Origin of the sequence: Gilliamella sp. M0364 (assembly GCF_016100565.1) — a bacterium.
Lineage (GTDB): Bacteria > Pseudomonadota > Gammaproteobacteria > Enterobacterales > Orbaceae > Gilliamella > Gilliamella apis.
This window is the reverse complement of sequence record NZ_JACFSF010000002.1, coordinates 241,558-267,299: the sequence shown is the minus strand read 5'-3', so window position 1 is coordinate 267,299 and position 25,742 is coordinate 241,558. Positions and strand designations below refer to the sequence as shown.

At 33.0% G+C, this 25,742-nt stretch carries 19 protein-coding genes; 13 read left to right on the top strand and 6 right to left on the bottom strand.

Going from position 1 to position 25,742, the window contains the following annotated elements; genetic code table 11:
- The 9 genes from bamA to H3U96_RS04925 all read left to right on the top strand — a co-directional run bounded on the left by bamA (nt 1) and on the right by H3U96_RS04925 (nt 12,434).
- On the top strand, nt 1-2,424 hold the full coding sequence (gene bamA / locus H3U96_RS04965; RefSeq protein WP_065577716.1) for an outer membrane protein assembly factor BamA: 2,424 nt from the start codon (nt 1-3) through the stop codon (nt 2,422-2,424).
- 39 nt (nt 2,425-2,463) lie between these two features.
- The gene (locus tag H3U96_RS04960) at nt 2,464-2,952 is read left to right on the top strand and encodes an OmpH family outer membrane protein (protein ID WP_034903430.1); all 489 of its coding nucleotides are present in this window, start codon (nt 2,464-2,466) and stop codon (nt 2,950-2,952) included.
- Nucleotides 2,952-3,980, top strand: coding sequence for a UDP-3-O-(3-hydroxymyristoyl)glucosamine N-acyltransferase (lpxD, locus tag H3U96_RS04955; RefSeq protein WP_198195785.1), 1,029 nt, complete (start codon nt 2,952-2,954; stop codon nt 3,978-3,980). Before H3U96_RS04960 ends, lpxD begins: the two co-directional genes overlap by 1 nt.
- Before the next feature lie 108 nt (nt 3,981-4,088).
- Nucleotides 4,089-5,390 carry a trigger factor gene (gene tig / locus H3U96_RS04950; RefSeq protein ID WP_034903424.1) on the top strand — a complete coding sequence of 434 codons (1,302 nt, stop codon included), beginning with the start codon at nt 4,089-4,091 and terminating at the stop codon, nt 5,388-5,390.
- A gap of 90 nt (nt 5,391-5,480) precedes the next feature.
- Entirely contained in the window at nt 5,481-6,083 is a 603-nt protein-coding gene (gene clpP, locus H3U96_RS04945) for an ATP-dependent Clp endopeptidase proteolytic subunit ClpP (protein WP_305040903.1), read from the top strand.
- 20 nt (nt 6,084-6,103) lie between these two features.
- Nucleotides 6,104-7,369: an ATP-dependent protease ATP-binding subunit ClpX gene (gene clpX, locus H3U96_RS04940; RefSeq protein WP_065614377.1), complete on the top strand. Its 1,266-nt coding sequence runs from the start codon at nt 6,104-6,106 to the stop codon at nt 7,367-7,369.
- 176 nt (nt 7,370-7,545) lie between these two features.
- A complete protein-coding gene (lon, locus tag H3U96_RS04935) occupies nt 7,546-9,957 on the top strand; it encodes an endopeptidase La (protein ID WP_198191914.1) in 2,412 nt (803 codons plus the stop codon).
- Between the two features lie 150 nt (nt 9,958-10,107).
- Nucleotides 10,108-11,976: a SurA N-terminal domain-containing protein gene (locus H3U96_RS04930; protein WP_198195781.1), complete on the top strand. Its 1,869-nt coding sequence runs from the start codon at nt 10,108-10,110 to the stop codon at nt 11,974-11,976.
- A 152-nt stretch (nt 11,977-12,128) separates the two neighbouring features.
- Nucleotides 12,129-12,434, top strand: a complete 306-nt coding sequence (locus tag H3U96_RS04925; RefSeq protein ID WP_198195779.1) for a helix-hairpin-helix domain-containing protein — start codon at nt 12,129-12,131, stop codon at nt 12,432-12,434.
- Between the two features lie 40 nt (nt 12,435-12,474).
- Here the strand turns inward: H3U96_RS04925 and priA are convergent, their stop codons facing one another.
- Nucleotides 12,475-14,643: a primosomal protein N' gene (gene priA, locus H3U96_RS04920; RefSeq protein WP_198195777.1), complete on the bottom strand. Its 2,169-nt coding sequence runs from the start codon at nt 14,641-14,643 to the stop codon at nt 12,475-12,477.
- A 194-nt stretch (nt 14,644-14,837) separates the two neighbouring features.
- On the opposite strand from priA, the gene moaC reads away from it, so the two are divergent.
- The 4 genes from moaC to H3U96_RS04900 all read left to right on the top strand — a co-directional run bounded on the left by moaC (nt 14,838) and on the right by H3U96_RS04900 (nt 18,461).
- Nucleotides 14,838-15,332 carry a cyclic pyranopterin monophosphate synthase MoaC gene (moaC, locus tag H3U96_RS04915; RefSeq protein WP_065577707.1) on the top strand — a complete coding sequence of 165 codons (495 nt, stop codon included), beginning with the start codon at nt 14,838-14,840 and terminating at the stop codon, nt 15,330-15,332.
- A complete protein-coding gene (moaD, locus tag H3U96_RS04910; RefSeq protein ID WP_065577706.1) occupies nt 15,329-15,574 on the top strand; it encodes a molybdopterin synthase sulfur carrier subunit in 246 nt (81 codons plus the stop codon). Before moaC ends, moaD begins: the two co-directional genes overlap by 4 nt.
- A 4-nt stretch (nt 15,575-15,578) precedes the next feature.
- Nucleotides 15,579-16,022 carry a molybdopterin synthase catalytic subunit MoaE gene (gene moaE, locus H3U96_RS04905; RefSeq protein ID WP_065577705.1) on the top strand — a complete coding sequence of 148 codons (444 nt, stop codon included), beginning with the start codon at nt 15,579-15,581 and terminating at the stop codon, nt 16,020-16,022.
- A 618-nt stretch (nt 16,023-16,640) separates the two neighbouring features.
- Nucleotides 16,641-18,461 (top strand): sulfatase-like hydrolase/transferase, encoded by a 1,821-nt coding sequence (locus H3U96_RS04900; protein WP_198195775.1) that lies wholly within the window; start codon nt 16,641-16,643, stop codon nt 18,459-18,461.
- A gap of 35 nt (nt 18,462-18,496) precedes the next feature.
- Here the strand turns inward: H3U96_RS04900 and sppA are convergent, their stop codons facing one another.
- The 5 genes from sppA to lptD all read right to left on the bottom strand — a co-directional run bounded on the left by sppA (nt 18,497) and on the right by lptD (nt 25,716).
- Entirely contained in the window at nt 18,497-20,314 is a 1,818-nt protein-coding gene (gene sppA, locus H3U96_RS04895; protein WP_086361217.1) for a signal peptide peptidase SppA, read from the bottom strand.
- Between the two features lie 22 nt (nt 20,315-20,336).
- A complete protein-coding gene (gene apaH / locus H3U96_RS04890; protein WP_065614385.1) occupies nt 20,337-21,152 on the bottom strand; it encodes a bis(5'-nucleosyl)-tetraphosphatase (symmetrical) ApaH in 816 nt (271 codons plus the stop codon).
- Between the two features lie 4 nt (nt 21,153-21,156).
- The gene (rsmA, locus tag H3U96_RS04885; RefSeq protein WP_065650796.1) at nt 21,157-21,954 is read right to left on the bottom strand and encodes a 16S rRNA (adenine(1518)-N(6)/adenine(1519)-N(6))-dimethyltransferase RsmA; all 798 of its coding nucleotides are present in this window, start codon (nt 21,952-21,954) and stop codon (nt 21,157-21,159) included.
- Complete coding sequence (gene surA, locus H3U96_RS04880) at nt 21,947-23,260, bottom strand: peptidylprolyl isomerase SurA (RefSeq protein ID WP_086361214.1); 1,314 nt, start codon at nt 23,258-23,260, stop codon at nt 21,947-21,949. Before surA ends, rsmA begins: the two co-directional genes overlap by 8 nt.
- A 65-nt stretch (nt 23,261-23,325) precedes the next feature.
- Entirely contained in the window at nt 23,326-25,716 is a 2,391-nt protein-coding gene (gene lptD, locus H3U96_RS04875) for an LPS assembly protein LptD (protein WP_086361215.1), read from the bottom strand.
- Nucleotides 25,717-25,742: the final 26 nt, after the last annotated feature.

Sequence of the window (25,742 nt, the reverse complement as noted above, 5' to 3'; positions counted from 1 at the left end):
ATGAAAATAAAAAACTTACTTATAGCATCTTTGCTGTTTAGTACTACAGCAGTATATAGTTCCAATGCATTTTGTGTTGATGATTTTGTAGTTAAAGATATCAAGTTTGAGGGGCTACAGCGTGTAACTGTTGGCGCAGCTATGCTTGAAATGCCAATCCAAGTTGGTGACTATGTCAATGAAGCTGACTTAGGCCGTATTATTAAATCTCTTTACTCAAGTGGTAATTTTGATGATATAACCGTATCAAGAGATGGTGATAGATTGATTGTACATGTGCAAGAACGTCCTACTATTGCAAGCATTACTTTCTCTGGCAATAAATCTGTTAAAGATGATATGTTGAAGAAGAATTTAGATAGTACTGGTATTCGAGAAGGTGATGCATTAGATCGCACTATGCTTTCTGGTATTGAAAAAGGTTTAGAGGATTTTTATTACAGTGTTGGTAAATATAATGCTCAAATTAAAGCTGTAGTTACGCCATTATCTCGTAATCGTGTTGATCTAAAATTAGTTATTGCTGAAGGTAAATCGGCGTTAATTGATCAAATCAATATTGTTGGTGCAAAAGCATTTTCATCAGAAGAACTGATTTCTCGTTTTACATTACGTGATGAGGTTCCTTGGTGGAATATGTTAGGTGATCGTAAATATCAAAAACAAAAATTAGCATCTGACTTAGATGAATTGCAAAGCTTTTATCTAAATCGAGGTTATGCACGTTTCAACATTGAATCTACACAAGTTAGTTTAACACCAGATAAAAAAGGTATTTATGTAACTATTAACATCCATGAAGGTGAACAATATAAATTATCAGAATTGGATTTTAAAGGTAACTTTGCTGGTCATAAAGAGGCAATAACCAAAATAGCCAAAGAAAAACTGACTGTTGGGGACCTTTATAATGGTAAAAAAATTACTGATATTGAAGATAATGTTAAACGTTTGTTAGCTAATTTTGGTTATGCTTACCCACAAGTAGCTATTCAACCTGAAATGGATGATGCATCACATACCGTTAAATTAATAGTATTAGTTGATGTTGGACAACGTTTCTATGTCCGTAATATTAAGATTGTCGGAAATACAATTACTAGTGAAAGTGTCGTTCGTCGTGAACTTCGTCAGATGGAAGGCTCATGGTTAAGTAATGGTTTGGTTGAACTAGGTAAAGATCGTTTAAATCGACTTGGATTTTTTGATTCGGTAGAAGCAAATACTGAACGTGTTCCGGGAGTAGATGATCAAGTTGATATTATTTATAAAGTTTCCGAGCGAAATACAGGTAGTATTAAATTTGGTATTGGTGTTGGTTCTGATAGTGGTGTCAGTTTTAATGCAGGTATTTCACAAGATAACTGGTTAGGCACAGGTAACAGTGTTTCTTTTGATATTAATACTACTAGCAATGATAAGACAGCATCAATATCGATAGTAGACCCATATTTTACGGTTGATGGTGTCAGTTTAGGCGGTAGTGTTTATTACAATACTTATAAAACTGATAGCGATGATGATGAATCAGAATATTCAAGTAAAACTTGGGGCGCTACAGCTAATTTAGGTTTCCCTATAAGTGAAAATAATTTCCTCCGTTTTGGCGCTGAATATGCTAACCATAATTTAACTGATATGCAGGCACAGTATAATATGTGGCGCTATTTTGAATCCATGGGTGAAAATATGAAAAACAAAGATAAATCGTTTTCATATGATACCAACGATTTATTGTTGAATGCTTATTGGACATATAATTCATTAGACCGAGGATACTTTCCTACTGATGGTCTAAAATTAACAGCAAATATAAAAGCGACTGCGCCAGTCTTTGATAATCGATACTATAAGATGGTTACTGATGCATCTTATTACTATCCAATTGACGGAGATCATAATTGGGTGTTCTTAGCTCGTGGTCGTTTAGGCTATGGTGGTGGATTTGGTGGTAAAGAGTTACCATTTTATGAAAACTTCTATGCTGGTGGTTCAACTGTTTTACGTGGTTTTAAATCGAACACTGTGGGTCCTAAAGCGGTATATTTTAACAAAAACGGTTGTCGTACGTTAAATGATACATCTGGATGTGAAAAATCTAAAGATGCGATCGGGGGTAATGCTCTAGCATTTGCTAGCACAGAATTGGTTGTTCCAACACCATTTGCCAGTGAAAAATATTCCGATAGTATTAGAACTTCAGTATTTTTTGATGCCGGTACTGTTTGGGATACAGAATGGGATCTAAAAGGAAAAAATGTTCCTGATTATAGTTCCCCATCAGATATTAGAATGTCAGCTGGTCTTGCTGTTCAATGGATGTCTCCATTAGGTCCATTGGTATTTTCTTATGCACAACCACTTAAGAAATATAATGGCGATTCAGCGCAACAATTTCAATTTAATATAGGTTCAACATGGTAATACCAAGTTGTGAATAACTAAAATATATAGGTGAATAAAGTGAAAAAAATTATATCTGTTCTTGGTCTTAGTGTTGCATTACTTTTTACTGGCGCAGCGAATGCCGAAATTAAAATTGGCGTTATTGATGTTATGTCTGTATTACAACAAATGCCGCAACGAGAAACAGTTGGAAAGGCTTTAGATAAAGAATTCGAAGCTAGAGCGAAAACACTACAGCAAGAAGAGAAGAAAGCTAATGATGCGGCAGCACGTTTAAAGAAAGATGGTTTAACTTTATCTTCTTCTGAAAAAACAAAACTGAATAAAACTATTTCTGATTTTGAAAATAAAGCAAAAGCGTTTTCAAATGATTATCGTAAACGAGAAACTGAAGAAGCAAGTAAATTATTAACTAAAATTCAAGAAGTAGTTAAAAAAATTGTTGAAGAAGAAAAATATGATTTAATATTAAAAGCTGAAGCAACATTATCTGCTTCTGATGCTGTTGATATTACAAATAAAGTTTTGGAAAAGGTTAAAAATTAATGTTTGCTTTTCGTTTAAAGCAATTAGCTGAACAGTTGGGTGCTACGTTACACGGTGATGGTGAATTAATCATCACTGGTGTGGCATCAATGAAAAGCGCCACGCAAGGTCAAATAACTTTTTTGTCTGATAAGAAATTCCAAAATAATTTATCTAGCTGTGATGCATCCGCTGTTGTTATGACTGAGGATAGTCTTAAATATTGGAATAGGGCGGCTTTAATCGTAAAAGATCCCTACCTATGTTATGCAAAATTAGCTCAAATTTTGGATACAACTCCTTTACCCGCTAAAGATATCGCTGATTCCGCAGTTATCGATCCTACAGTGCAACTAGGTAACAATGTTGCTGTTGGAGCTAATGCTGTTATTGAAAGTGGTGTAGTTCTTGGTGATAATTGTATTATCGGTGCCGGTTGCTTTATTGGTAAGGATACAGTTATTGGAGCAGGCACTAAACTATGGGCTAATATATCTATATATCATAACTGTGTTATTGGTGAAAATTGCTTAATCCAATCAGGAACTGTAATTGGCGCAGATGGATTTGGTTATGCTAATGATAAAGGTAAATGGATAAAAATTCCTCAACTAGGTCGAGTAGTAATAGGTAATAATGTTGAAATTGGTGCATCAACAACCATAGATCGTGGTGCTCTAGATGATACTGTTATCGGCAATGGTGTTATTATTGATAATCAATGCCAAATAGCTCATAACGATATTATTGGTGATCATACTGCTGTTGCCGGTGGTGTAATCATGGCTGGAAGTTTAACTATTGGTCGTCATTGTTTGATTGGCGGTGCTAGTGTCATTAATGGACATATGGAAATTTGCGATCAAGTTACAGTGACAGGAATGGGAATGGTAATGCGCCCAATTACCGAACCTGGTGTATATTCATCGGGAATCCCTTTACAACAAAATAAAGTATGGCGTAAAACAGCTTCATTAGTATTACATATTGATGAAATGAATAAACGTTTGAAAGCACTTGAGAAGAAGCAGTTAAATATCTCGACGTAGTCGATTACGGTCTGTATAATGCTTTCCTATTTTGTAAAATTAATTAGCTCAATTATTGTTTATAATATGATTATGAGCAAATATATTTAATAATTTCGAGGTATAAAGATGCAAGTTTCGGTAGAAACAACACAAGGTTTAGGTCGTCGTTTATCAATTACTATTAAATCAGAAGATATCACTAAAGCGGTTAATAAAGAACTTTTAAATACTGCAAAAAAAGTTCGTATCGATGGCTTTCGTAAAGGAAAGGTTCCTTTAAAAATTGTTGAACAACGCTATGGTGCTTCTATTTTACAGGATGCTTTAAGCGATTTAATGCAACGTAATTTTGTCGATGCTATTATTCAAGAAAAATTAAACCCAGCTGGTGCACCTGTATATACTCCAAAAGAATATAAAGATGGTGAAGATTATACATTTACGGTTGAGTTTGAAGTTTATCCTGAAATCAAAATTAAAGATTTAGATAAGATCGAAGTTGAAAAACCGATTGCCGAAATTGTTGATGCAGATGTTGACACAATGATTGAAACTTTGCGTAAACAACAGGGAGCTTGGAAAGTTGTTGAACAAGAAGCTAAAGAACAAAACCGTGTTACTCTCGACTTTTTAGGTAAAGTTGACGGTGATGAATTTGAAGGTGGTAAAGCTGATGATTTTGCACTTGTTTTAGGACAAGGTCGTATGATTCCTGGTTTTGAAGATGCAATTATTGGTCATAAAGCCGGTGATCAATTTGATATCAATGTTACTTTCCCAGAAGATTATCATGCTGAAAATTTAAAAGGTAAACCTGCGGTATTTGCTGCTACACTTAAGAAAGTTGAAGAACTTGAACTTCCAGAACTTACTGAAGATGTGGTTAAAAGATTTGGTATTGCTGATGGAACTGTTGATAGTTTACGTGCAGAAGTGCGCAAAAATATGTTACGTGAACTTAATGCTACAATTCGTAATAAAATCAAATCACAAGCTATTGATGGTTTAGTTAAAAATAACGATATTGAAGTGCCAGCGGCTTTAATTGATCGTGAAGTTGATGTGTTACGTCAACAAGCGGTAACTCGTTTTGGTGGTAATGCTAAACAAGCAATGGATCTTCCTAAAGAGTTATTTGAAGCAGAAGCAAAACGTCGAGTATTAGTTGGATTGCTATTTAGTGAAATTATTGAAAGCAATAAATTACAAGCTGATGATACTAAAGTTCAATCATTAATCGATGAAATTGCAACAGCTTATGAAGATCCAAAAGAAGTAGTAGATTATTACCACAAAGATAAGAAAGCAATGGATAATATCCGTTCTGTTGCGCTAGAAGATCAAGTAGTTGATTTATTATTAGCTAGTGCTAAAGTAACAGAGAAAACCTATTCGTTTTCTGAATTAATGAATCAGCAAGTTGCATAAGCAATTTGTTATTTTATTTAATTAAAAATTTCTATAAAGCCCAAATAAGGATTAACTGTTTGGGCTATTTTGTTTAATTAGGAGATGAAAATGCCTTTAGAACCATGCATGAGTGTGATTCCAATGGTTGTTGAGCAAAGCTCTCGAGGAGAAAGAGCTTATGACATTTACTCACGACTATTAAAAGAAAGAATTATATTTTTAACTGGACAAGTTGAAGATAATATGGCGAATCTAATAATAGCTCAAATGCTTTTTCTTGAAGCAGAAAATCCTGAAAAAGATATTTACTTATATATTAATTCTCCTGGTGGAGTTGTAACTGCTGGTATGGCTATATATGACACAATGCAGTTTATAAAACCAGATGTAAGTACTATCTGTTTAGGACAAGCATGCTCAATGGGATCTCTACTTTTGACCGCAGGAACTAAAGGTAAACGTTACTGTCTACCGAATGCACGTGTTATGATTCATCAACCTTTGGGTGGTTTTCAAGGCCAAGCATCTGATATTCAAATTCATGCTCAAGAAATATTACAGGTAAAAAGTCGATTAAATAATATTTTGGCAAAACATACCAGACAAGATATTAGTGTAATTGAGAAGGATACAGATCGTGATAATTTCATGTCAGCTGAGAAAGCAGTTGAATATGGATTGGTTGACGCCATATACAGTAAACGATCTTAAAACTAAATAGGTGGAAAAAAGTGGATAAAGAAAACTCAGAAAAATTACTCTATTGTACTTTTTGTGGTAAAAGTGAGCATGAAGTCCGTAAACTAATTGCTGGGCCATCATCTATTTATATTTGTAATGAATGTATTGGTTTGTGTAATGATATTTTAAAAGAAGAGACCAAAAATTTTCTTTCTCATGAAGAATTTATAAGTAAACCATTGCCAACTCCTCATGAAATACGTGACCATCTTGATGAATATGTCATTGGTCAAGAACGAGCAAAAAAAGTATTATCTGTGGCTGTTTATAATCATTATAAACGCTTGCGTAGTTATTCTACACGTAGTGATGTAGAGTTAGGTAAAAGTAATATTTTATTAATAGGTCCAACTGGTAGTGGTAAAACATTATTAGCTGAAACATTAGCGCGCTTTTTAGATGTTCCTTTTGCTATGGCGGATGCAACAACTTTAACCGAAGCAGGTTATGTTGGTGAAGATGTTGAAAATATTATTCAAAAATTATTACAAAGTTGTGATTATGATGTAGAAAAAGCTCAACGAGGAATTATCTATGTTGATGAAATAGATAAAATCTCAAGAAAATCAGATAATCCATCTATCACGCGAGATGTATCTGGTGAAGGGGTACAGCAAGCATTGTTAAAAATAATTGAAGGAACAGTAGCATCGGTTCCTCCTAAAGGTGGGCGTAAGCATCCACAACAAGAGTTTTTACAAGTGGATACATCAAAGATTCTCTTTATTTGTGGCGGTGCTTTTAGTGGCTTAGATAAAGTTATTGAAAATCGAGTTTCTACCAATACTGGTATTGGTTTTGGTGCAGATGTAAAAAGTAGCAAAAATAAAGCAACAGAGTCTGAATTACTAGCGCAAATTGAAGCAGAAGATTTAGTCAAATTTGGTTTAATTCCTGAATTTATTGGTAGATTACCTGTCATTGGAACTTTATCGGAACTAGATAAAGATGCTTTAGTCAATATATTGACTGAACCTAAAAATGCCTTAACTAAACAATTTAATGCATTATTAGAATTAGACGGTGTAGAACTAGAATTCACACAAGAGGCTTTAGAGGCAATTGCCATAAAAGCGATGAAACGCAAAACAGGTGCTAGAGGATTACGCTCAATCGTGGAAAATATATTGTTAGATACAATGTATGACTTACCATCAATGGATAATGTAAAAAAAGTCCTTGTTGATAAAGAAACTGTTGAACAGTTGCAATCACCTAAATTAATTTATAGTGGAAATACAGAATTGTCAGCTTAATAGATAAACCAATATGTCTTTTTAAGCAGACAAATCGCAGTTAATGTTCAGTTCGCTAAGATACGGATGTGCTTTGAAAGAGCACTTACCGTATTTAAAACATCAAAGGATAAGCTTGAATATCTTAAAATGGCCCCAATATAAGACAGATAAGTTTGTACTACCGAGAGAATAAAATGAAGACAAAACAAACTAAACAAATGATTATGCCTATTTTACCATTACGTGATGTTGTTGTATTTCCTCATATGGTGATTCCTCTCTTTGTCGGTCGAAATAAATCAATTCGTTGCTTAGAAAGTGCGATGGAAATGGATAAGCAAGTTTTTCTTGTTACGCAAAAGCATCCTTCTCAAGATGAACCAAATGTTGAAGATTTATATGAAGTGGGGACAGTAGCTAATGTCTTACAATTACTTCAATTACCAGATGGAACTGTGAAAGTACTGGTTGAAGGGGTTACTCGAGCTAAGATTGGTGATATAGTTGAACGAAAAGAGGATGACTATTTAATAGCTGATATCAAACCATTAAAAGAGTCGAAAAAAACAGATAAAATCAATCAAGCAATGACAAGAGTACTATTGTCAAACTTTGATGATTATGCCAAACTTAATAAAAAAGTAACACAAGAAGTTGTTGATTCTATTCATCTTATAAAAGAACCATCACAACTTGCGGATTCCATCGCCGCAACCTTATTTATAAAAGTTGAGCAAAAACAAGATATTTTGGTTACTGCTGATTTAGAAAAACGTTTTGAATTACTTATTTCATTAATGGAAGCTGAAATAGACTTGTTGCAAGTAGAAAAGAATATTCGTCAGCGAGTTAAACAACAGATGGAAAAGGCTCAAAAAGAGTATTATCTGAATGAGCAAATTAAAGCAATCCATAAAGAACTAGGTGATATAGATAATAAACCGGATGAATTTGAAGAGTTAAACTTAAAAATTTCTAAGGCAAAAATGCCTCAAGAGGCCAAGGAAAAAACGCTATCCGAACTTAATAAACTTAAAATGATGCCTGCTATGTCAGCTGAAGCAACTGTCGTTCGAGGTTATATCGATTGGATGCTACAGTTGCCTTGGCATAAACGTAGTAAAGTAAAAAAAGATATCCAAGCTGCACAAAAGGTTTTAGATAAAGATCATTATGGGCTTGAGCGTGTAAAAGACAGAATATTGGAATATTTAGCTGTACAGGGGCGAGTTAATAAGGTAAAAGGTCCAATTTTATGCTTAGTTGGACCTCCAGGGGTTGGTAAAACATCTCTAGGCCAATCTATTGCAAAAGCAACTGGTCGACAATATGTGCGTATGGCTTTAGGTGGTGTTCGTGATGAAGCGGAAATTCGTGGCCATAGAAGAACTTATATTGGATCCATGCCAGGTAAATTAATCCAACGTATGGTTAAAGTTGGAGTTAAAAATCCACTATTTTTATTAGATGAAATCGACAAAATGGCTTCTGATATGCGAGGTGATCCAGCGTCTGCATTGCTTGAAGTACTAGATCCAGAACAAAATAATGCATTTAATGATCATTATTTAGAAGTAGACTATGATTTATCTGACGTAATGTTTGTGGCAACGGCTAATTCAATGAATATCCCTGCCCCTTTACTTGATAGGATGGAAGTCATTAGACTGTCTGGTTATACTGAAGATGAAAAATTAAATATAGCTAAACAACACTTAATATCTAAACAGATCGCTAACAGTGGCTTAAAAGCCAAAGAAATAGATATTGATGACTCTGCTATCATTGGTATTATTCGCTATTATACTCGTGAAGCTGGTGTGCGTAGTTTAGAAAGAGAAATAGCTAAAATTTGCCGTAAAGTAGTTAAACAATTGGCTTTAAATAGTAAATTACATAAAGTGAATATTAGCCAAGACAATCTAAAAGACTTTTTAGGTGTACAACGTTTTGATTATGGCAAATCAGAAAGTGAAAATCGAATCGGTCAAGTTACTGGTTTAGCCTGGACTGAAGTTGGCGGCGATTTATTGACAATTGAATCGGTAAGTGTAGTTGGGAAGGGGAAATTAACTTACACCGGCTCTCTTGGTGATGTGATGCAAGAATCAATTCAGACAGCACTGACTGTTGTTCGTTCACGAGCAGAAAAACTTGGTATCAATAACGATTTTTATGAAAAACGTGATATACATGTGCATGTTCCTGATGGAGCTACACCTAAAGATGGTCCAAGTGCTGGTATTGCTATGTGTACCTCGTTGGTTTCGACCTTAACAGGTAATCCTGTTCGTTCTGATGTTGCAATGACCGGTGAAATAACCTTACGAGGTGAAGTATTACCAATTGGTGGATTAAAAGAAAAATTATTAGCTGCGCATAGAGGTGGTATAAAAACAGCATTGATTCCTATTGATAATGTCAAAGATCTTGAAGATATTCCAGATAATGTGAAATCTGAAATCGAAATTAAACCAGTAAAATGGATTGATGAAGTATTAACTATCGCCTTACAAAACAATCCATTTGGTATTGAACCTGTAATAGGAAAAGCTAAAAGAAGAAAAGCTAGCGTAAAATCTAGCAAAAATATAAATAAATTATAAACCTATTAGCTAATGTTTTTGAGTTTTATGAATGAAAAAGTCAACCGTGTGTTGACTTTTTTTATCGACTTTTAATTGAATAATAGCCTATTTTAGCAAATATGCTATACTTGCGAAATTAAAATTCAGGTGTATGGAGAATAGCCAGTTATGATGGAAACAATTAGAACAGCAGCAAATAGTGTTGTTGTTAAAATAATCTTTGCAATCATTATTTTATGTTTTATTTTTACCGGCGTAGGATTTTTAGGTTTTGGTGGTAGTGGTAATAGTGCCAACGATGAACAATTATATATTGCTAAAGTTGATGGTGAAGGTATCAGTCGTGCAGGATTTGAAGATCAAGTCAAACAATCCTTAGCAAAAACTACTGGTGATGCATCTTTTATCAAAATGTTGCGTCGTAATATTTTAGCTCAACAAATAGATAATTATTTAGCTTATCAGTTTGCAGATAAAATTAATACCGCCATCAGTAATGAGAATATAAAGAATTATATTAAACAACAAAAAGTTTTCTTTATAGACGGTAAATTTGATAATCAGAACTATTTAGATTTACTGGCTGAAAATGGTTTCACTCCTGATAGTTATGCTGAAATATTAAAAACGTCATTACAACAACAACAAGTTATGGATGCATTAGTACAATCGAGTTTTGTTTTACCATCTGATTCAGAAATAGGATTATTAAAAAATCAAACGAGAAATATTTATGCGACGGTAATTGATTCATCAATTGATGATAATAAAGATATAAATATTTCTGAAGCTGACGAAAAAAAATATTATGATGAGCATAAAAATAATTTTCACAAAAAAGAACGTGTAAAAATTAAATATATTTATAATTCTAAAGATCTTATCGCTCAATCAGTTAAAATCAGTGATGATGAAGTTAAAGCAGAGTATAATAAAAATATTCATGAATATAGTTATCCAGCGCAAAAAGCTTTTAGTGTAATTTTTGTAACTGATAAAGCACAAGCATATAAAATTACTAAAGAATTGGCTACAGGTGCTAATTTTGAACAAATTGCGCAAACGCTGAATACAAATAATGATATGTCAGCTTATGGTAAAAATGGTTCATTAGGTTGGTTTGCTGAAGATAATTCTTTACCTGAAGTATTTAAAAAAGCAAATTTAAAAAAAATTAACCAAATTTCAACACCGATACCTACGGATGAAGGGTTTGCAATAATTAAGTTAGATGGTATACAGCCAAGTAAAAGTATGGATCTTGATTTAGTTAGAGCTAGGATTGGAGCAAGCATAGCTAATCAAAAAATACAAAAAGAATTCAATGCAATTGAAGATAAAATTAAAGTTGCATTAAGTGAATCACCAAAATCTCTTGAGGAGTTAGCTGAAAAAACAGGGCTTACTGTAAATACGACTGATTGGACAACTTATCAAGATCCATTTTCAATCATGATTCATCCTGAAATAAGCGATTTAGTTTTTAGTGAAGAAATGATAGTTGATGGTCAGTTAACTCATAAAATGTCTGATTTAATTCCAATTGAAAGAAAACAAGGTAGTTATGATTTTGTAATTCAAGTTACTGATAATCGTCCTGAAGGGATAGCACCATTTGATGAAGTTAAAGATACAATTAAACAACAGTTAACTAAGAATATATCTGATAATCGTTTTAAATCTAATGTTGAAAATTTATTAGCTGAATTAAATACTACTGGTAAATCTGATAAAATTAGATTAAGTCAAAGGTATGAGTTAAATAGAGACTCAACCAATTTAGATAAACAGGTTGTCGATATGGTATTTAATTTAGAGCAACCGATTAAAGGTGTTAAATCTGTGACTTATGGAGCACAATTTTTAGAAAATAATACTGCTTATATTGTTGCATTAACTAAAGTAGATACACCAACAGAGTATCAAGATATTTCATCAGAATTATTACCATTATTCGTTGATGATACTTATTATTATCTTCGTGATGATATTCGTTCTAAATCAAAAATTGAAATAATGCCTGATGCGAATATGTGATTGAGATCGAAATAAATTTATATTCGCTGTAATTAAAGTAAAGCCACTTAAGTGGCTTTTCGCATTTTTATTAATAGTAAAATTCATTTTATTAACTTAATGAGATAGTTAACTTGCAAATTTACTTGCATAATTATTTTGGAGTTAATCAAATGAAAATTTTTACAATATTATGTTTTTTATTCTCAAGCTTCTTTTTTTCAACTTTCAGTTTTGCAGAATCAAAATCAGAAACCACTACCACAGAGGTACAAAAACAAGTTGTTCAAGTTAATATCAACACAGCAACAGCTGAAGAGTTAACTAAAGGGTTAATTGGTATTGGTATGAGTAAGGCTCAGAAGATTATTGAATATCGAGAAAAATTTGGTCCTTTTATTTCTATAGAGCAGTTAAAAGAGGTTTCAGGTATTGGTCAAGCAACACTAGATAAAAATATAGGAAAAATTACATTATAAATTTAATCTCTTCCAACTGGTTACCTGTTGGAAGAGATGTTTAATTATCAATCGGATCAACATCAATACTCCATCTTACTTTTGATGTATCTTTCCACTGTTCAATAACTATAAGAAGGTTATCTAATATTTGCTGTAATACTTGTCGGTTGCTATGTTGCAAGAGTAATTGCCAACGATTATAGCCCGCTTTTTTCGGTTGGCTTGCAGGTATAGGCCCAAGTTGCCATAAATCTTGATTATAATTTGCTTTTAGCCAATCATGGATACGCTGTAAAAATTTTGGTGCTTGTAGATTATTACGATCAGCGGCACGAATTAGCACCTGATAACTAAATGGTGGTAGTAATGTTTGCTTACGTTCTTGTAAAGTTTGTTTGGCGAATGCTTGGTAACCTTGCGTTAGTAATATATTTAATAATGGATGTTCTGGATGATAGGTTTGTAGAATAACCTCGCCAGCTTTTGTTTCCCGACCTGCTCGTCCTGAAACTTGGGTATATATTTGTGCAAATCTTTCTGTGGCTCTAAAATCACTGGAAAATAGAGCGCCATCAACATCCACTATTCCAACTAATGTAACATCAGGGAAATGATGTCCTTTAGCCAGAATTTGCGTACCAACTAAAATATGGGCACCGCCTTTTTGGATGTCATGTAAATAAGTGTTTAATGCCTCTTTTTTGGTTATGGTATCACGATCAATACGAGTGATTTTTATATTCGGAAATAATATATTGAGTTGTTTTTCTAGTTGTTCTGTTCCAAATCCAATCGGTAGTAATTGTGTCGAACCACATTTAGGACATTGTTGTGGGATATTTCTAGGTGTATCGCAATAATGACAAATTAGTCTATTTTGTTTTTTATGAAAGGTATAAGGTCGATCACAACGTGGGCACTCGGCAATCCAACCGCAATCATGACAAATGATTAATGGCGCAAATCCCCTACGATTAAGAAACAACATAACTTGATTATTATTATCTAAATGTTTTTTTATTCGGGTAATTAATGGCTGGGAAAGTCCAGAAGTTAGAGCCATACCGCGAATATCTAAAATAGATTGTTTTGCTAATTTGGCATTACCCGCTCGTTGTGTAAGCTTGAGCTGTTGATACTTATGATTTTGGGCATTATTAATGGTTTCAAGAGAGGGCGTAGCCGATCCTAAAATAATAGGTATATTTTCAATTTTTGCTCGGATGATTGCTAAGTCTCTGGCATTATAACGCCAGCCTTCTTGCTGTTTATAAGAACTATCATGCTCTTCATCAATAATAATAATACCTAAATCTTGAAATGGAGTAAAAAGTGCTGATCGTGTACCTACGACGATAGCATTGTCACCATCTTTACTTTTTAACCAAACCTCTAAACGTTCCTTATCAGTAAGGCCCGAATGTAAAATATCAATTGGTGCATTAAAACGCTGTTTAAAACGTTTGATAGTTTGCGGTGTTAAACCAATTTCAGGTACTAATACTAAAGCTTGTTTTCCTTGAGCTAAAACATCAGAAATAATATTTAGATAAACTTCCGTCTTACCAGAACCAGTTATACCATCAAGCAAAAATACACCAAATTGTTTGTTTTGTTTATTAATAGTAGTGATTGCATTTAATTGTTCATGATTTAATTGGATCGGTGCTTTGTTGGTTGAATAATTTGTATGCCAACAAATTTTATCAGGTTGGCGATAAACAAGCTCGATAAGCTGTTTTTTCTGTAATTCTTGATAGATATTCGATTTAAATTCACTTTCATTCAAACAGTTGTTTCTGAGTGAAGATACTAATAATTTCTGTTTTGGTGTTCGTGATAGAAGGTTTAAATCAATTTGCTGCCCTTTTGGTGTTAATTGCCAATGTTTTATGCCATCTTTGATGGCTGGACGTCCTTGCCTTAATGGGATCGGCATAGCGTGAAATATTACTTCACCAATTGGAAAATGATAATAATTGGTTGCCCAATTTAATAATTGCCAAATTGGTTGAGGAAAGGGGTTTTTTGTATCAATAATTTCGGTAATAGGTTTTAAATTTTCGATATCAAAAGTTGTTTGTTGATCAATCTTAACGATGATTCCAATCATTTCCCGTTTACCAAATGGCACTTTAACTCGCATACCAATTTCAGCCTGCGTCGTAAGTGTGTAATCAAACAGTTGATAAAGGGGTACCGGTAAGGCTACATGTGCAATCAGCATTAACAATCACTATTACAGTTATAAAATTGCTATTGTACGCAGATTTTGTTTAACTCGCAAAAATTACGCAGGCAGATTAATTAATTATTTCTAAATTAAATATTAATACTTTATGTATATGCTAGTAGTATCGATAAACAAAATTTGTTATCTTGAGTAACAAATTAAAACATAATGTTTAAGGGTATTCAAAAATGTCAGCGTCATTTTCACATATTAATCAGCGTGGTGATGCTCATATGGTGGATGTTTCAGAAAAACAGATAACCCATCGAGAGGCTAGGGCAGAATCAATAGTATTAATGAATGAAGAAACATTTAATATGATTATTGAAGGAAAACATCATAAAGGTGATGTGTTTGCAACTGCTCGAATTGCTGGAGTTCAAGCTGCGAAAAGGACATGGGAGTTAATACCACTTTGTCATCCATTACTACTTACTAAAATAGAGGTTAATATTGAACCGCTATTTGAAAATCATAGTGTAAGAATAGAGTCAGTTTGTAAGGTAACTGGTCAAACAGGCGTGGAAATGGAAGCGTTAGTTGCTGCTTCTGTAGCTGCATTAACGATATATGATATGTGCAAAGCTAGTCAGAAAGATATGATTATTAATCAGGTTAGATTATTAAATAAAATTGGTGGAAAATCTGGTGACTATAGTTTAATTAGAAAAGTGAAAGTATGAATAAAATTTATTTTTTTGCACAAATTAGAGAGCTACTAGGAATTGAATCTTTGGAATTAATGGTAGAGCAAATGTCTATAGCACAACTTTTAGATCAGCTGAGTTTACGTGGTGACAAATGGGCATTTGCTTTAAAAGAAAAAACTGTATTATGTGCGGTAAATCATGCGCTAGTTGATTATCATCATATAATTCAACATGGTGATGAAATTGCATTTTTTCCACCAGTAACGGGTGGATGACAATATGAATATTATTGAAGTCAACCAATCATATATTGATATAAATTCATTAATAACATGGCTCTATGGGGCACCTCAAGATGGAGCAGTAGTCACTTTTATTGGGAAAGTACGTAGTTCAGAAAACCAAGTGATTAGTTTAACGTTGGAACATTATCCTCAAATGACAGAAAAAGTATTGAAGAATATTATTCATCAAGCCCGAGATAGATGGTCAATTAATCGAGTTGCATTAGTGCATCGTGTGGGCAAAATTAATGTTAATGAGAGTATTGTTTTTGTTGGCGTTAGTTCTGCGCATCGAAGTGATGCTTTTGCTGCAACAGAATTTATTATGGATGTATTAAAAAACGAAGCACCATTTTGGAAGAAAGAACAAACTGGTAATGGTGAAAATTGGGTTGAGGCAAAGCAATCTGATGTAAATGCCTTGAAAAAATGGTATTAATCTTTATTTAATATATAATAAGGTATTATGTTACTTTTATGGGAGTTAAGATATATCAAGTTATACTCCTAACGGTTCAGTTGAAGAATAAGCGCCGTATACAACCATACATGAGTCAAGTGTATGGATGGTTGTTGGGTTACTTTTAAATGCTTTTGTTGCTTGGTTAGCATCAACTAATTATGAGTTTCTTACTCTGTTATCATGAGTAATGTGGGTGCTCTTGATTGTAGAGCTTCGATTAGGCTTTGTTATTTCAGGAATGATTAATCGTTTATCTGGTGTTACAGCAACTACTTTATTCAGTGGTAAATGTTTTAATTTTTTCTATATATTTTAAATATTATACGTCGTTTTCAATTGCCAGTGTCTTCTTTTTATTACTGTTTGAATGTTGAGTGTGTTCGCATTTTATGGCTATACAACTAAACATCATTTGTCTGGTTTAGATAGCTTTTATTCGTGGAATTAATTGGTATTGTTATTTCTTTTTGTTAATTTTATATTAATCTCCATACATTTATTGTTTTTTTGTTAAAAATTTTGCGGAAAGCCCTAACTCAAAATAAAAAAAATATTATTATTAAAAAAATTTAGCCTGTTATTTAATGGATTTCTATGAAAAAACTTTATTGGTTTATGTTAGTAAATATTTTTATTTCGGCAATAATAGCAATCCGATATTTTTGGGTACCTGGTGCATCGTTTAATTGGGATGGAAGCCTTTTTGCATTTATTGCAGTTTTAGGTCATTTTTTTTCAATATATTTATTATTTTTCGTTTTATCTATTCCTTTCCTTTGGATGAGTAAAAAATTAACTAATATCTGCTTGGCACTTATATTCAGTTTATTGCAAATTGTTTTATATATAGATACTATCGTTTTCCAACAATATCGATTTCATATCAATGAGTCGGTATTATCTATGGTTTTGTCCGGTCAGGTCGTGGATTTTTCAATTCCGACTTATGTATTAATGTTTTTGTTAATATTCGGTTTTTGTGGAATAGAATATTTAATCCTTTATCTATTTGATAAAAAATTTAATCATAAAACTATTCGACCTAAAATATTAATTATACCAACAGTTTTTCTTGCTAGTTGCTTGGTTATCAGTCATTTGATACATATGGTTGCTTTTTATTACGCCTATTCTCCGATTATGGTTATAAAAGAATATATTCCTTTATATCGTCCGTTTACCTCAAAAAAGATAATGGGATATTTTGATAAATCAGGACAACATAAAGTGCTTATTGAAAGGGATAGCCAGCACGCAAGTATCTATTACCCTAAAAAAGATCTTATGATTAATCCAGATAATCAAGTAACACCTAATATTATGTTTATTGTGTTAGATTCTTGGCGTTATGATACTTTTAGTCCAGATATTTCCCCCAACACCTATCGTTTTGTTAAACAGAATGATGGCATAATTTTTAATAATCATTATTCAACAGGTAATGCAACTCGTACAGGTATTTTTGGTCTTTTCTATGGTATTCCCGGGACATACTGGGATTCATTTATAAGAAACCGTATTCCATCGTTATTTATAACTACTCTACAAAAAGAAAACTATAATATTGGAATTTTTACTTCCGCTAAAATCACCTCACCTGAATTTGATCGTACTGCTTTTTTAACTATCAAAAATTTAAGAATCAGTAGTAAAGATGGTCTAGCGTCAAGTCGTGATAAACAGATAACGGATGACTGGCTAAATTGGTATGAATCTAGGGACAAATCTAACCCTAGTTTTTCGTTTTTATTTTTTGATGCGCCACATGCTTATGATTTCCCGAAAGATTTTGATGTGAAATTTAAACCAGTTGGTGACCTCAATTATATGACATTAAATAACAATACAGATCCCGTTCCAATTTTTAATCGTTATAAACAGAGTGTCTATTATGATGATTATTTGTTGCAGAAAGTTTATGATGAACTTAAACAGTCTGGTTCATTAGATAATACATTGATTATTATTACTGGTGATCATTCACAAGAAATGAATGATAATAAATTAGGTTTTTGGGGGCATAATGGCAATTATACGGATGCTCAAACTAAAGTACCTTTTATTATTGTTGGCGCAAAAGATCTTCAACATATAAGCGATAATATAAATAAATTTACCAGCCATGAAGATGTTGTACCTTCAATAATGCGCCATTATTTGCATGTAAAAAACGATATTACCGATTATTCGATTGGTTATGATTTATTTAGTCCAATAATGGATAGAGATTGGTTGCTTATGTCTAATTATAGTTCATATGCAGTACGGACCAAAGACAACATTTATTTTGTTAATCGTCTCGGTATTAGTCATTATTTCGATGTTTACAATAATGAAGTAAATGAAACACCTGATTATAATCTCATTAATGCAGCTATGAATAATATGCGTTATTTTTTCCAAGCAGACAAATAATAGTAAAAAAATCCACCTTAGAGGTGGATTTTTTATTATCTAATATCTGCACAATTTAGGCAGTAAATATAACGGTTTTGCCCATCTTGGAATTTGTCCCAGAATGAAACTTGCTGTTTGATCTGTTTTATTTCGGGTATTTGTTCGAACAATACCTCTGCTGTTGATTTAGGCATCATTGCAATCATATCTGAATAAAAAGCATTGAGCCAATTACCTTCTTGTTTTTGCCAATCTATTTGATAATCTGAAATATTAGCTAATGTAGCGGCCATTTCGATTGCATCATCAAAATCACCTAACTTATCAACTAAACCGTTTTTACTTCCTTCTGAGCCCAGCCACACTTGTCCTTGGGCTATATTATCTACTTGTTCTGTAGTCATATTTCGTGCTTTTGCTACTAAAGAAATAAAAGTGTGATAACCATTGTCAATATTCATTTGTATAAATTGGTTCATTTCACTCGATAGATTTTGAGTTAGGCTTCTATTTGCTAATGGTGATGTTGATACTCCATCATTATAGACTCCGATATGAGAAAGTGAATTTTCAAAGGTTGGTACTATACCGAAGATGCCAATGGATCCAGTAATAGTATTTGGGCTGGCAACAATATAGTCCGATGCAGTTGATATCCAATAACCACCAGAAGCGGCCATACCACCCATGGAGACAACAACTGGAATTTGGTAACTACGTAAAGCTTCTAATTCATTGCGAATCGCTTCTGAAGCATCAACACTTCCTCCAGGGCTATTTACTCTAAGTATGACCGCTTGTATATTATTTTTATTTAAATTTTTACGAATTTTTCTTAATTGCTCAACAATATCTTGGCTTCCAGCAACATTGCTGCTATTTTCACCGTTGGTAATTGTTCCATTGACAAAAACAACCGCTATTTTGGGTTCTTCAGTTTCTGGTTTAGCATTTTCTTTCAGCTGGTAATCATAAATACTTACTTTATTTTTTATATTGATTTCTAGTTCGAATTCTTGATTAGTCGCTATTGCATCAATCAAACCATTTGATAACGCGTATTGTGCCATGTTGCCATTAGCTGCTTTTAATTCTGATAGCATGTTTTCGGCTAATGGTACTAATTGTGAGGGTGCTTTTTTTCGTTCTTCTGAAATGTCACCAAGGTAGTTATTCCACATTAGATTTAACCATCGAGAGGTATTGCTTCTAGCTTCTTCCGACATATTGTCTCGAATCAACGGCTCAATAGCAGATTTATAAGTACCGACACGGAAAACATGAGTATTTACCTTTAAATTCTCTAATAATGTTTTGTAATATAAATTATTGGCTGATAACCCAAATACATTTACAGCCCCTAATGGAGTTAAGTAGATTTTATTAGCATAACTGGCTAAATAATATTGGCTTTGATTAAAGTTTGAACCGATGGCATAAATAGGTTTATTGGCTGCTTTGAATTTCGTTAAATATTTTCCAATATACTGTAGGGAGCTCATATCAGCTCCGACAAAATTATCTAATTTTAACACCAAACTTTTAATATTTGGATCTGATGTCGCTTGAGATATCTTTTGCACTAAATCAAATAAGCTATTTTCACGAGATAGATTTACTTTTTTGCCATAGATCTTATCTTGTATTTCATAAATTTCATCACTATAAAGTGAGTTGTCAACGACAACTCCCTCAAGATCCATAATTAAAGTGCCAGATTGAGGAATGACATCTTGTTTGTTGACTTCTTTTATTAATGCGATACCACTAAAAATCAAAAGAATAATGATTAAGAAAACGAGATTAAGAAATATTTCTCTGATTAAATTGATAATTTTCCAGATTGATTTTATAACAGATAGTGCAGACATAATAAAATAGCCTTTTTCTAATTTAATTGGTTTCGGTATTTTTCTTTTTGAAGTATTTTTTGTCTTCAAATCGCAAACAAGTTAATTTGCCGCCCCAACAACATCCTGTATCAAGCGCGTAAATATTCTCTGGAGTTCCTTTTCCATTCAGTGCTGCCCAGTGACCAAAAGCTATACTATAACCTGTTGGGATTTTTCCTGGCAGAGCAAACCAAGGTTTAAGTTTTGAGGGTGCTTGATCAGGTTGATTTTTGTAATAAAAATCAAGTCGGCCATCTTCGTAGCAATAACGCATTCGAGTTAATGCATTGGCAATATATCGTAGTCGATCTAATCCTTGTAGATCCATTGACCACTCATCTGGAAAATTACCATACATTTTGTCGAGGAAAAGGGGATATGAATCACTACTTAAAACGACATTTAGATCATGGGCACATTTTTTTAATGTTTCCAAATCCCATTGTGGTGTTATTCCCGCATGAGTCATAATAAGTTTTAGTTTTTCATCTATTTGGAGAAGTGGTTGTTTACGTAACCAGTTCATTAATTCATCAAAATCATCAGCATGAATTAATTCATCGAGATTATCCTTCTTTTTAGAAGGAGTAACATTGGCATAGATTGATAACAAATGTAAATCATGATTACCTAGTACTAATCTAATTTGTTCGCTATTTTTTTTAACAAATCTGATAACTTCCAGTGATTTAGGTCCTCTAGCAACTAAATCACCAGTTAACCATAACGTATCCGATGATGAAAAACCTGCTTTTTCAAGTAAACGCATAAATTCATCATAACACCCATGAATATCACCAATTATTAGATTTGCCATAAGATTATTTCCAAGCGTTTGCCAATAGACAATATTGTTTTACCGTCAAATTTTCCGCCCGTAAATTAGGGTCAATATCTAATTCAAGCATTTGTTCTGCCGTAAATAAATTACCTAAGCTATTGCGTATGGTTTTGCGTCTTTGATTAAATGCTTCTGTAGTAATCCGTGAAAGTACTTTGACATCATTAACTAAATAAGGTTTTTGCTTATAAGGTATTAGTTTAACTACAGCTGAATCAACTTTAGGGGCGGGTTTAAAAGAAGTTGGTGGTACTTCTAAAACAGGGATAATTTGGCAGTAATATTGTGCCATCACACTTAAGCGCCCATAATCTTTACTATTTGGAGCTGCAACTAAACGAGTAACTACCTCTTTTTGTAACATAAAATGCATATCAGCAATAATTGGCGCGTATTCAAATAAATGAAACATTAAGGGCGTCGAAATATTGTAAGGTAAGTTACCAAATACTCTTAATTGCTGACCTAATTGATTGAATAATAGATTAAAATCAAATGTTAACGCATCTTGTTCAATCACACTAATTTTATTTTGTAAAAAAGGATTTTCGACCAATCGACTAGCTAAATCCCTATCAATTTCAATCACAGTCAGATGATCAACATGTTTACTTACCGGTATTGTCAATGCAGCAAGTCCTGGGCCTATTTCAACTAAAGCTTGCCCTTGTTTAGGTTGTATCGCAGCAACAATACTTTCAATAATATAATCATCATGTAGAAAGTTTTGACCAAATCGCTTGCGAGCAAAATGCCCTTGATGAACACGACTATTCATTCTTTCCTTCACCTGTAATTTTAATATAAGCATCACCTTTTAGTTCTTGAATCCAAACTTGTGCTTCTTCGGCAAATTTTCGGTTAAAAATAAGTCGGTAAGCTTGATCTTTCTTAACCATATTGGTGCCGTCAGTCTGTCTGGTATCAATTAGTTGAATTAAATGCCAACCGAAAGATGATCTTATTGGCTGACTGATTTCACCTTTTTTCAGTTGTAATAGTGCACTTTTAAAGCCATTATCATAAATTTCAGGTCTATTCCAGCCTAAATTACCGCCATTGTCCTTCGAACCAGTATCTTCAGAATTAGCTTTTGCTGCAGCAGCGAATGTGGTTGCTCCACTAGTAATGGCTTTACGGATATCAGTTAATTTTTGTTTAGCAATTTGATCGGTAACTAATACGTTAGTTTTAATTAATATATGTCGAGCATTCACTTCTTGAAGGGTAATTTTTTTCGGCGCTTCAGAACGAGTATCATCAACTTTTATTATATGAATACCGACACCTGAACGGATAGGACCGACTACACTACCTTTTGCTGCACGAATCAAACGTTCTTCGAATATAGTCGGTAGTTCATTGAGCTTTCGCCATCCCATAGAGCCACCTTTTAGTGCGAGGTCATCATTAGAGTATGATGTGGCTAATTTAGCAAAATTTTCCCCTTTTTTAGCTCGATTAATAATGTCCATGGCTTTATTTGTGGCACTATCAACTTGTTGTTTAGATGCTTTTTCTGGAATGGAAATTAAAATATGACTAATTTTGACATCAATATTATTAGTCGGTTGATTAGTCATTGTTTTAGTTAAGTTTTCTACTTCTCGAGGTGATACTTTGATTCTCGGTCTAACCTCATTTATACGGGCTTGCTCAATCAACATATCATTATGAATACGTTCTCGATAAGTGCTATAACTAATTCCCATTGCAGATAATTTACTTCGTAATTGATCGATTGTCATACCATTTTCAGCTGCAATACTATCAATCGCGCCGGTTACTTCATCATCACTTATGTTAATTTTAGCTTTAGCTGCTTTTTGTAAAATCAAATTTTCAACGATTAAGCGCTCGATGATTTGTTTTCGGAGTACTTTATCATTAGGTAAAGTTCTCGGATCGGCGCTTGCTTTAATGGTTTTTAACATATCATTAATGTCACTTTCTAAAATGACATTATTATTAACCACCGCAGCCACTTGTTCTATAACTTTGGGAGCTGCATGAGCTAAAAGTGGGGTAAAGAGTGCTACATTAATACTTAAGTTTAATGCAATAAAAAGTTTTAATAATTTCATAGTTATTTAACTCATTATATTGTTGTGATATTAATTTTATCACTATAAATTTATTTGTTAGTTTATTAAAATGTTGATGTATAAGGTAACTTACCAAAGTCTAACATTTTAGCTTTGTAATCACTATTGTTACCTAAACCTTGTAATTCAAAGTTAATTGAAAGTTTATTTTTATATTTACTCACATGGGTTTTGTCGTCCCAATCGGTTAGCTTTCGGCCATATTGCATGGTTACTCCCCAGCAACAATCACTATAATGTAGGCCAACAAAGCTATCTGCAGTTTGATTCTGTTTCATATCAAAATAATATGATCCGACAGCACTTACAGTTGCAGATAATGGCCAACTAGCCATGATACCGGCTTGAGACAGATCTTGCTTATAGCGTTTTTCTGATGAATCTTTATATCTGTCATCTACAGTAGTAATATAATTATGGTTTGCATATCGATAAGATAATTGCATTAATTTATCACTGTTAGGTCGATACTCAAAGGTAGTGTTAGCTAAGGCAATGGTGTCAATTCGGGTATCATATTGGATGCCACTACGAAAAACAATATCATTACTTATACGCCAAAAATTATCTGTTGCCCATGTAATACTGCCCGTATCTGAATTTTTATCTAATTCATTATTATGCTCACTAGTTTTAGATTTAGTGAAATAAGTAATTTGACCAAGAGATAAGTTGAATTTTTCAATTTTATTACTATTATAAATACGTGTGGTTACCCCTGTAGCAAGTTTGTTAGTCGAGGCTATCCGATCTAAACCGCTGTATGCCAAATCTCTAAATAATCCAACGTAATCAGTCTGTAAATAACTTGAGTCATAGTTATCGATATTGGATTGATCGCGATAGGGAATATAAGTATATTTAATTCGTGGTTCAAGTGTTTGGGTATAACCATTCTTAAACTCAATGTCACGTTCGAAAATAACTTTACCATCCAGACTAAATTTAGGAATAAAACGATTTACATTATTATCTAATTTTTTATATAACTTTTTATCTAGATCTTTGTTTAGGCGATTATATCTTTTAAGATTTTGTTGTTTGTAATGAGTCGCCATAAAGCCTGTTTCTGTTGCTAATGAGGCCCAAGAATTAGTTACTGTATAATTCAGTGTTGGTTCAATATGGGCTCGCCATGCATTAGGTTTATCTTTTGTGGCATTTATAAAATGATATACTTGTGCAAATGTTTTGAATTTTAGTGGGCCCAGGTCGTAATTATAATAATTAATATCGAATTGGGGCTGAGTTTGATAAAGGTTATTCTTATAAAATGTTTGAAAATGGTTGTAACCTAAAGCTACATCCCAACTTTCATCATTATAGGCTAACTTATAGAATTGCGTTAAATATCCATCTGTCTGAAAGGCATATTTAGAGCTAAGATCGGTTAAATATTGATTATCACTAACCCGTGTAACATTAGTATATAAGCGCCAATTATAATTTATTAATTCGTCATTTTTCCAATGGAATAACCAGCGATTATTATTATCATCATAATTATTGCCATTTAATAATGCCTTTCTATCTTCATTGTATTGGCTATCATGTTGCAACCAGTCAAAAGCGATAGTTCCTAATCCTAACTGATTTAAATAGCGAAATTCGGTTTGTAATTGTATACCACGATGTTGTAATACTCTTGGTGTTAATGTTGCATCATAATTTGGTGCTATATTCCAATAAAAAGGTAAAGCGAAGTCAACACCATCAATACTATCATAACCAAAAGTGGGTATTAATAAACCAGAACGTCTTTTATTACCGGTTGGTAATTGTAAATAAGGCGAATATAGAACAGGTACTTTGCCGATGCTAAATACTGCATTCCAGGCTTCAAGCAATTGTTCTTCGTTATCATGAATTATTGTAGTACCTTTAATATTCCAAGTACTATCATCTACTGGACAGGAAGTAAAACTACCATTTTTTAGAATGATATAGCGGTTTTTTTCTAGCTTCATTTCATCGGCTTTACCACGCCCAAGCCGATCAACTAAATGATACTCACTGGGATGCATATCCGAATCATTATTGTTGAGATTTATCGCCGCATGATCACCTTTCATTTTTATTAAATTATCTTGATAAGTGATGTTTCCATCCAATATTGCCATGCGGTTATTTGTATCTTTAGAATCAATAGTTACTTTATCTGCTAGAACGGTGCGATTACCTTGTTCAACATACACGTCGCCACTATAAATAGCTAAATCTGGATAAATTGCTTCGAATTCATTAGATTCTGCATTAACCGGTAATGTATTTATATCACCATTTACAATTGGTCGCTCAAATTTTGGTACATTAATAAGACACTTAGGATTATTAGTATCATTTTTAGGTAAGCCAATTGCATAGCTAGGACTATTATAATTATACAAAGAAAATGTAACAGCTATAGCAATAAGAGAGAGTGATAATTTTTTCATCAATGATTAGAGTGTAATTATGATTA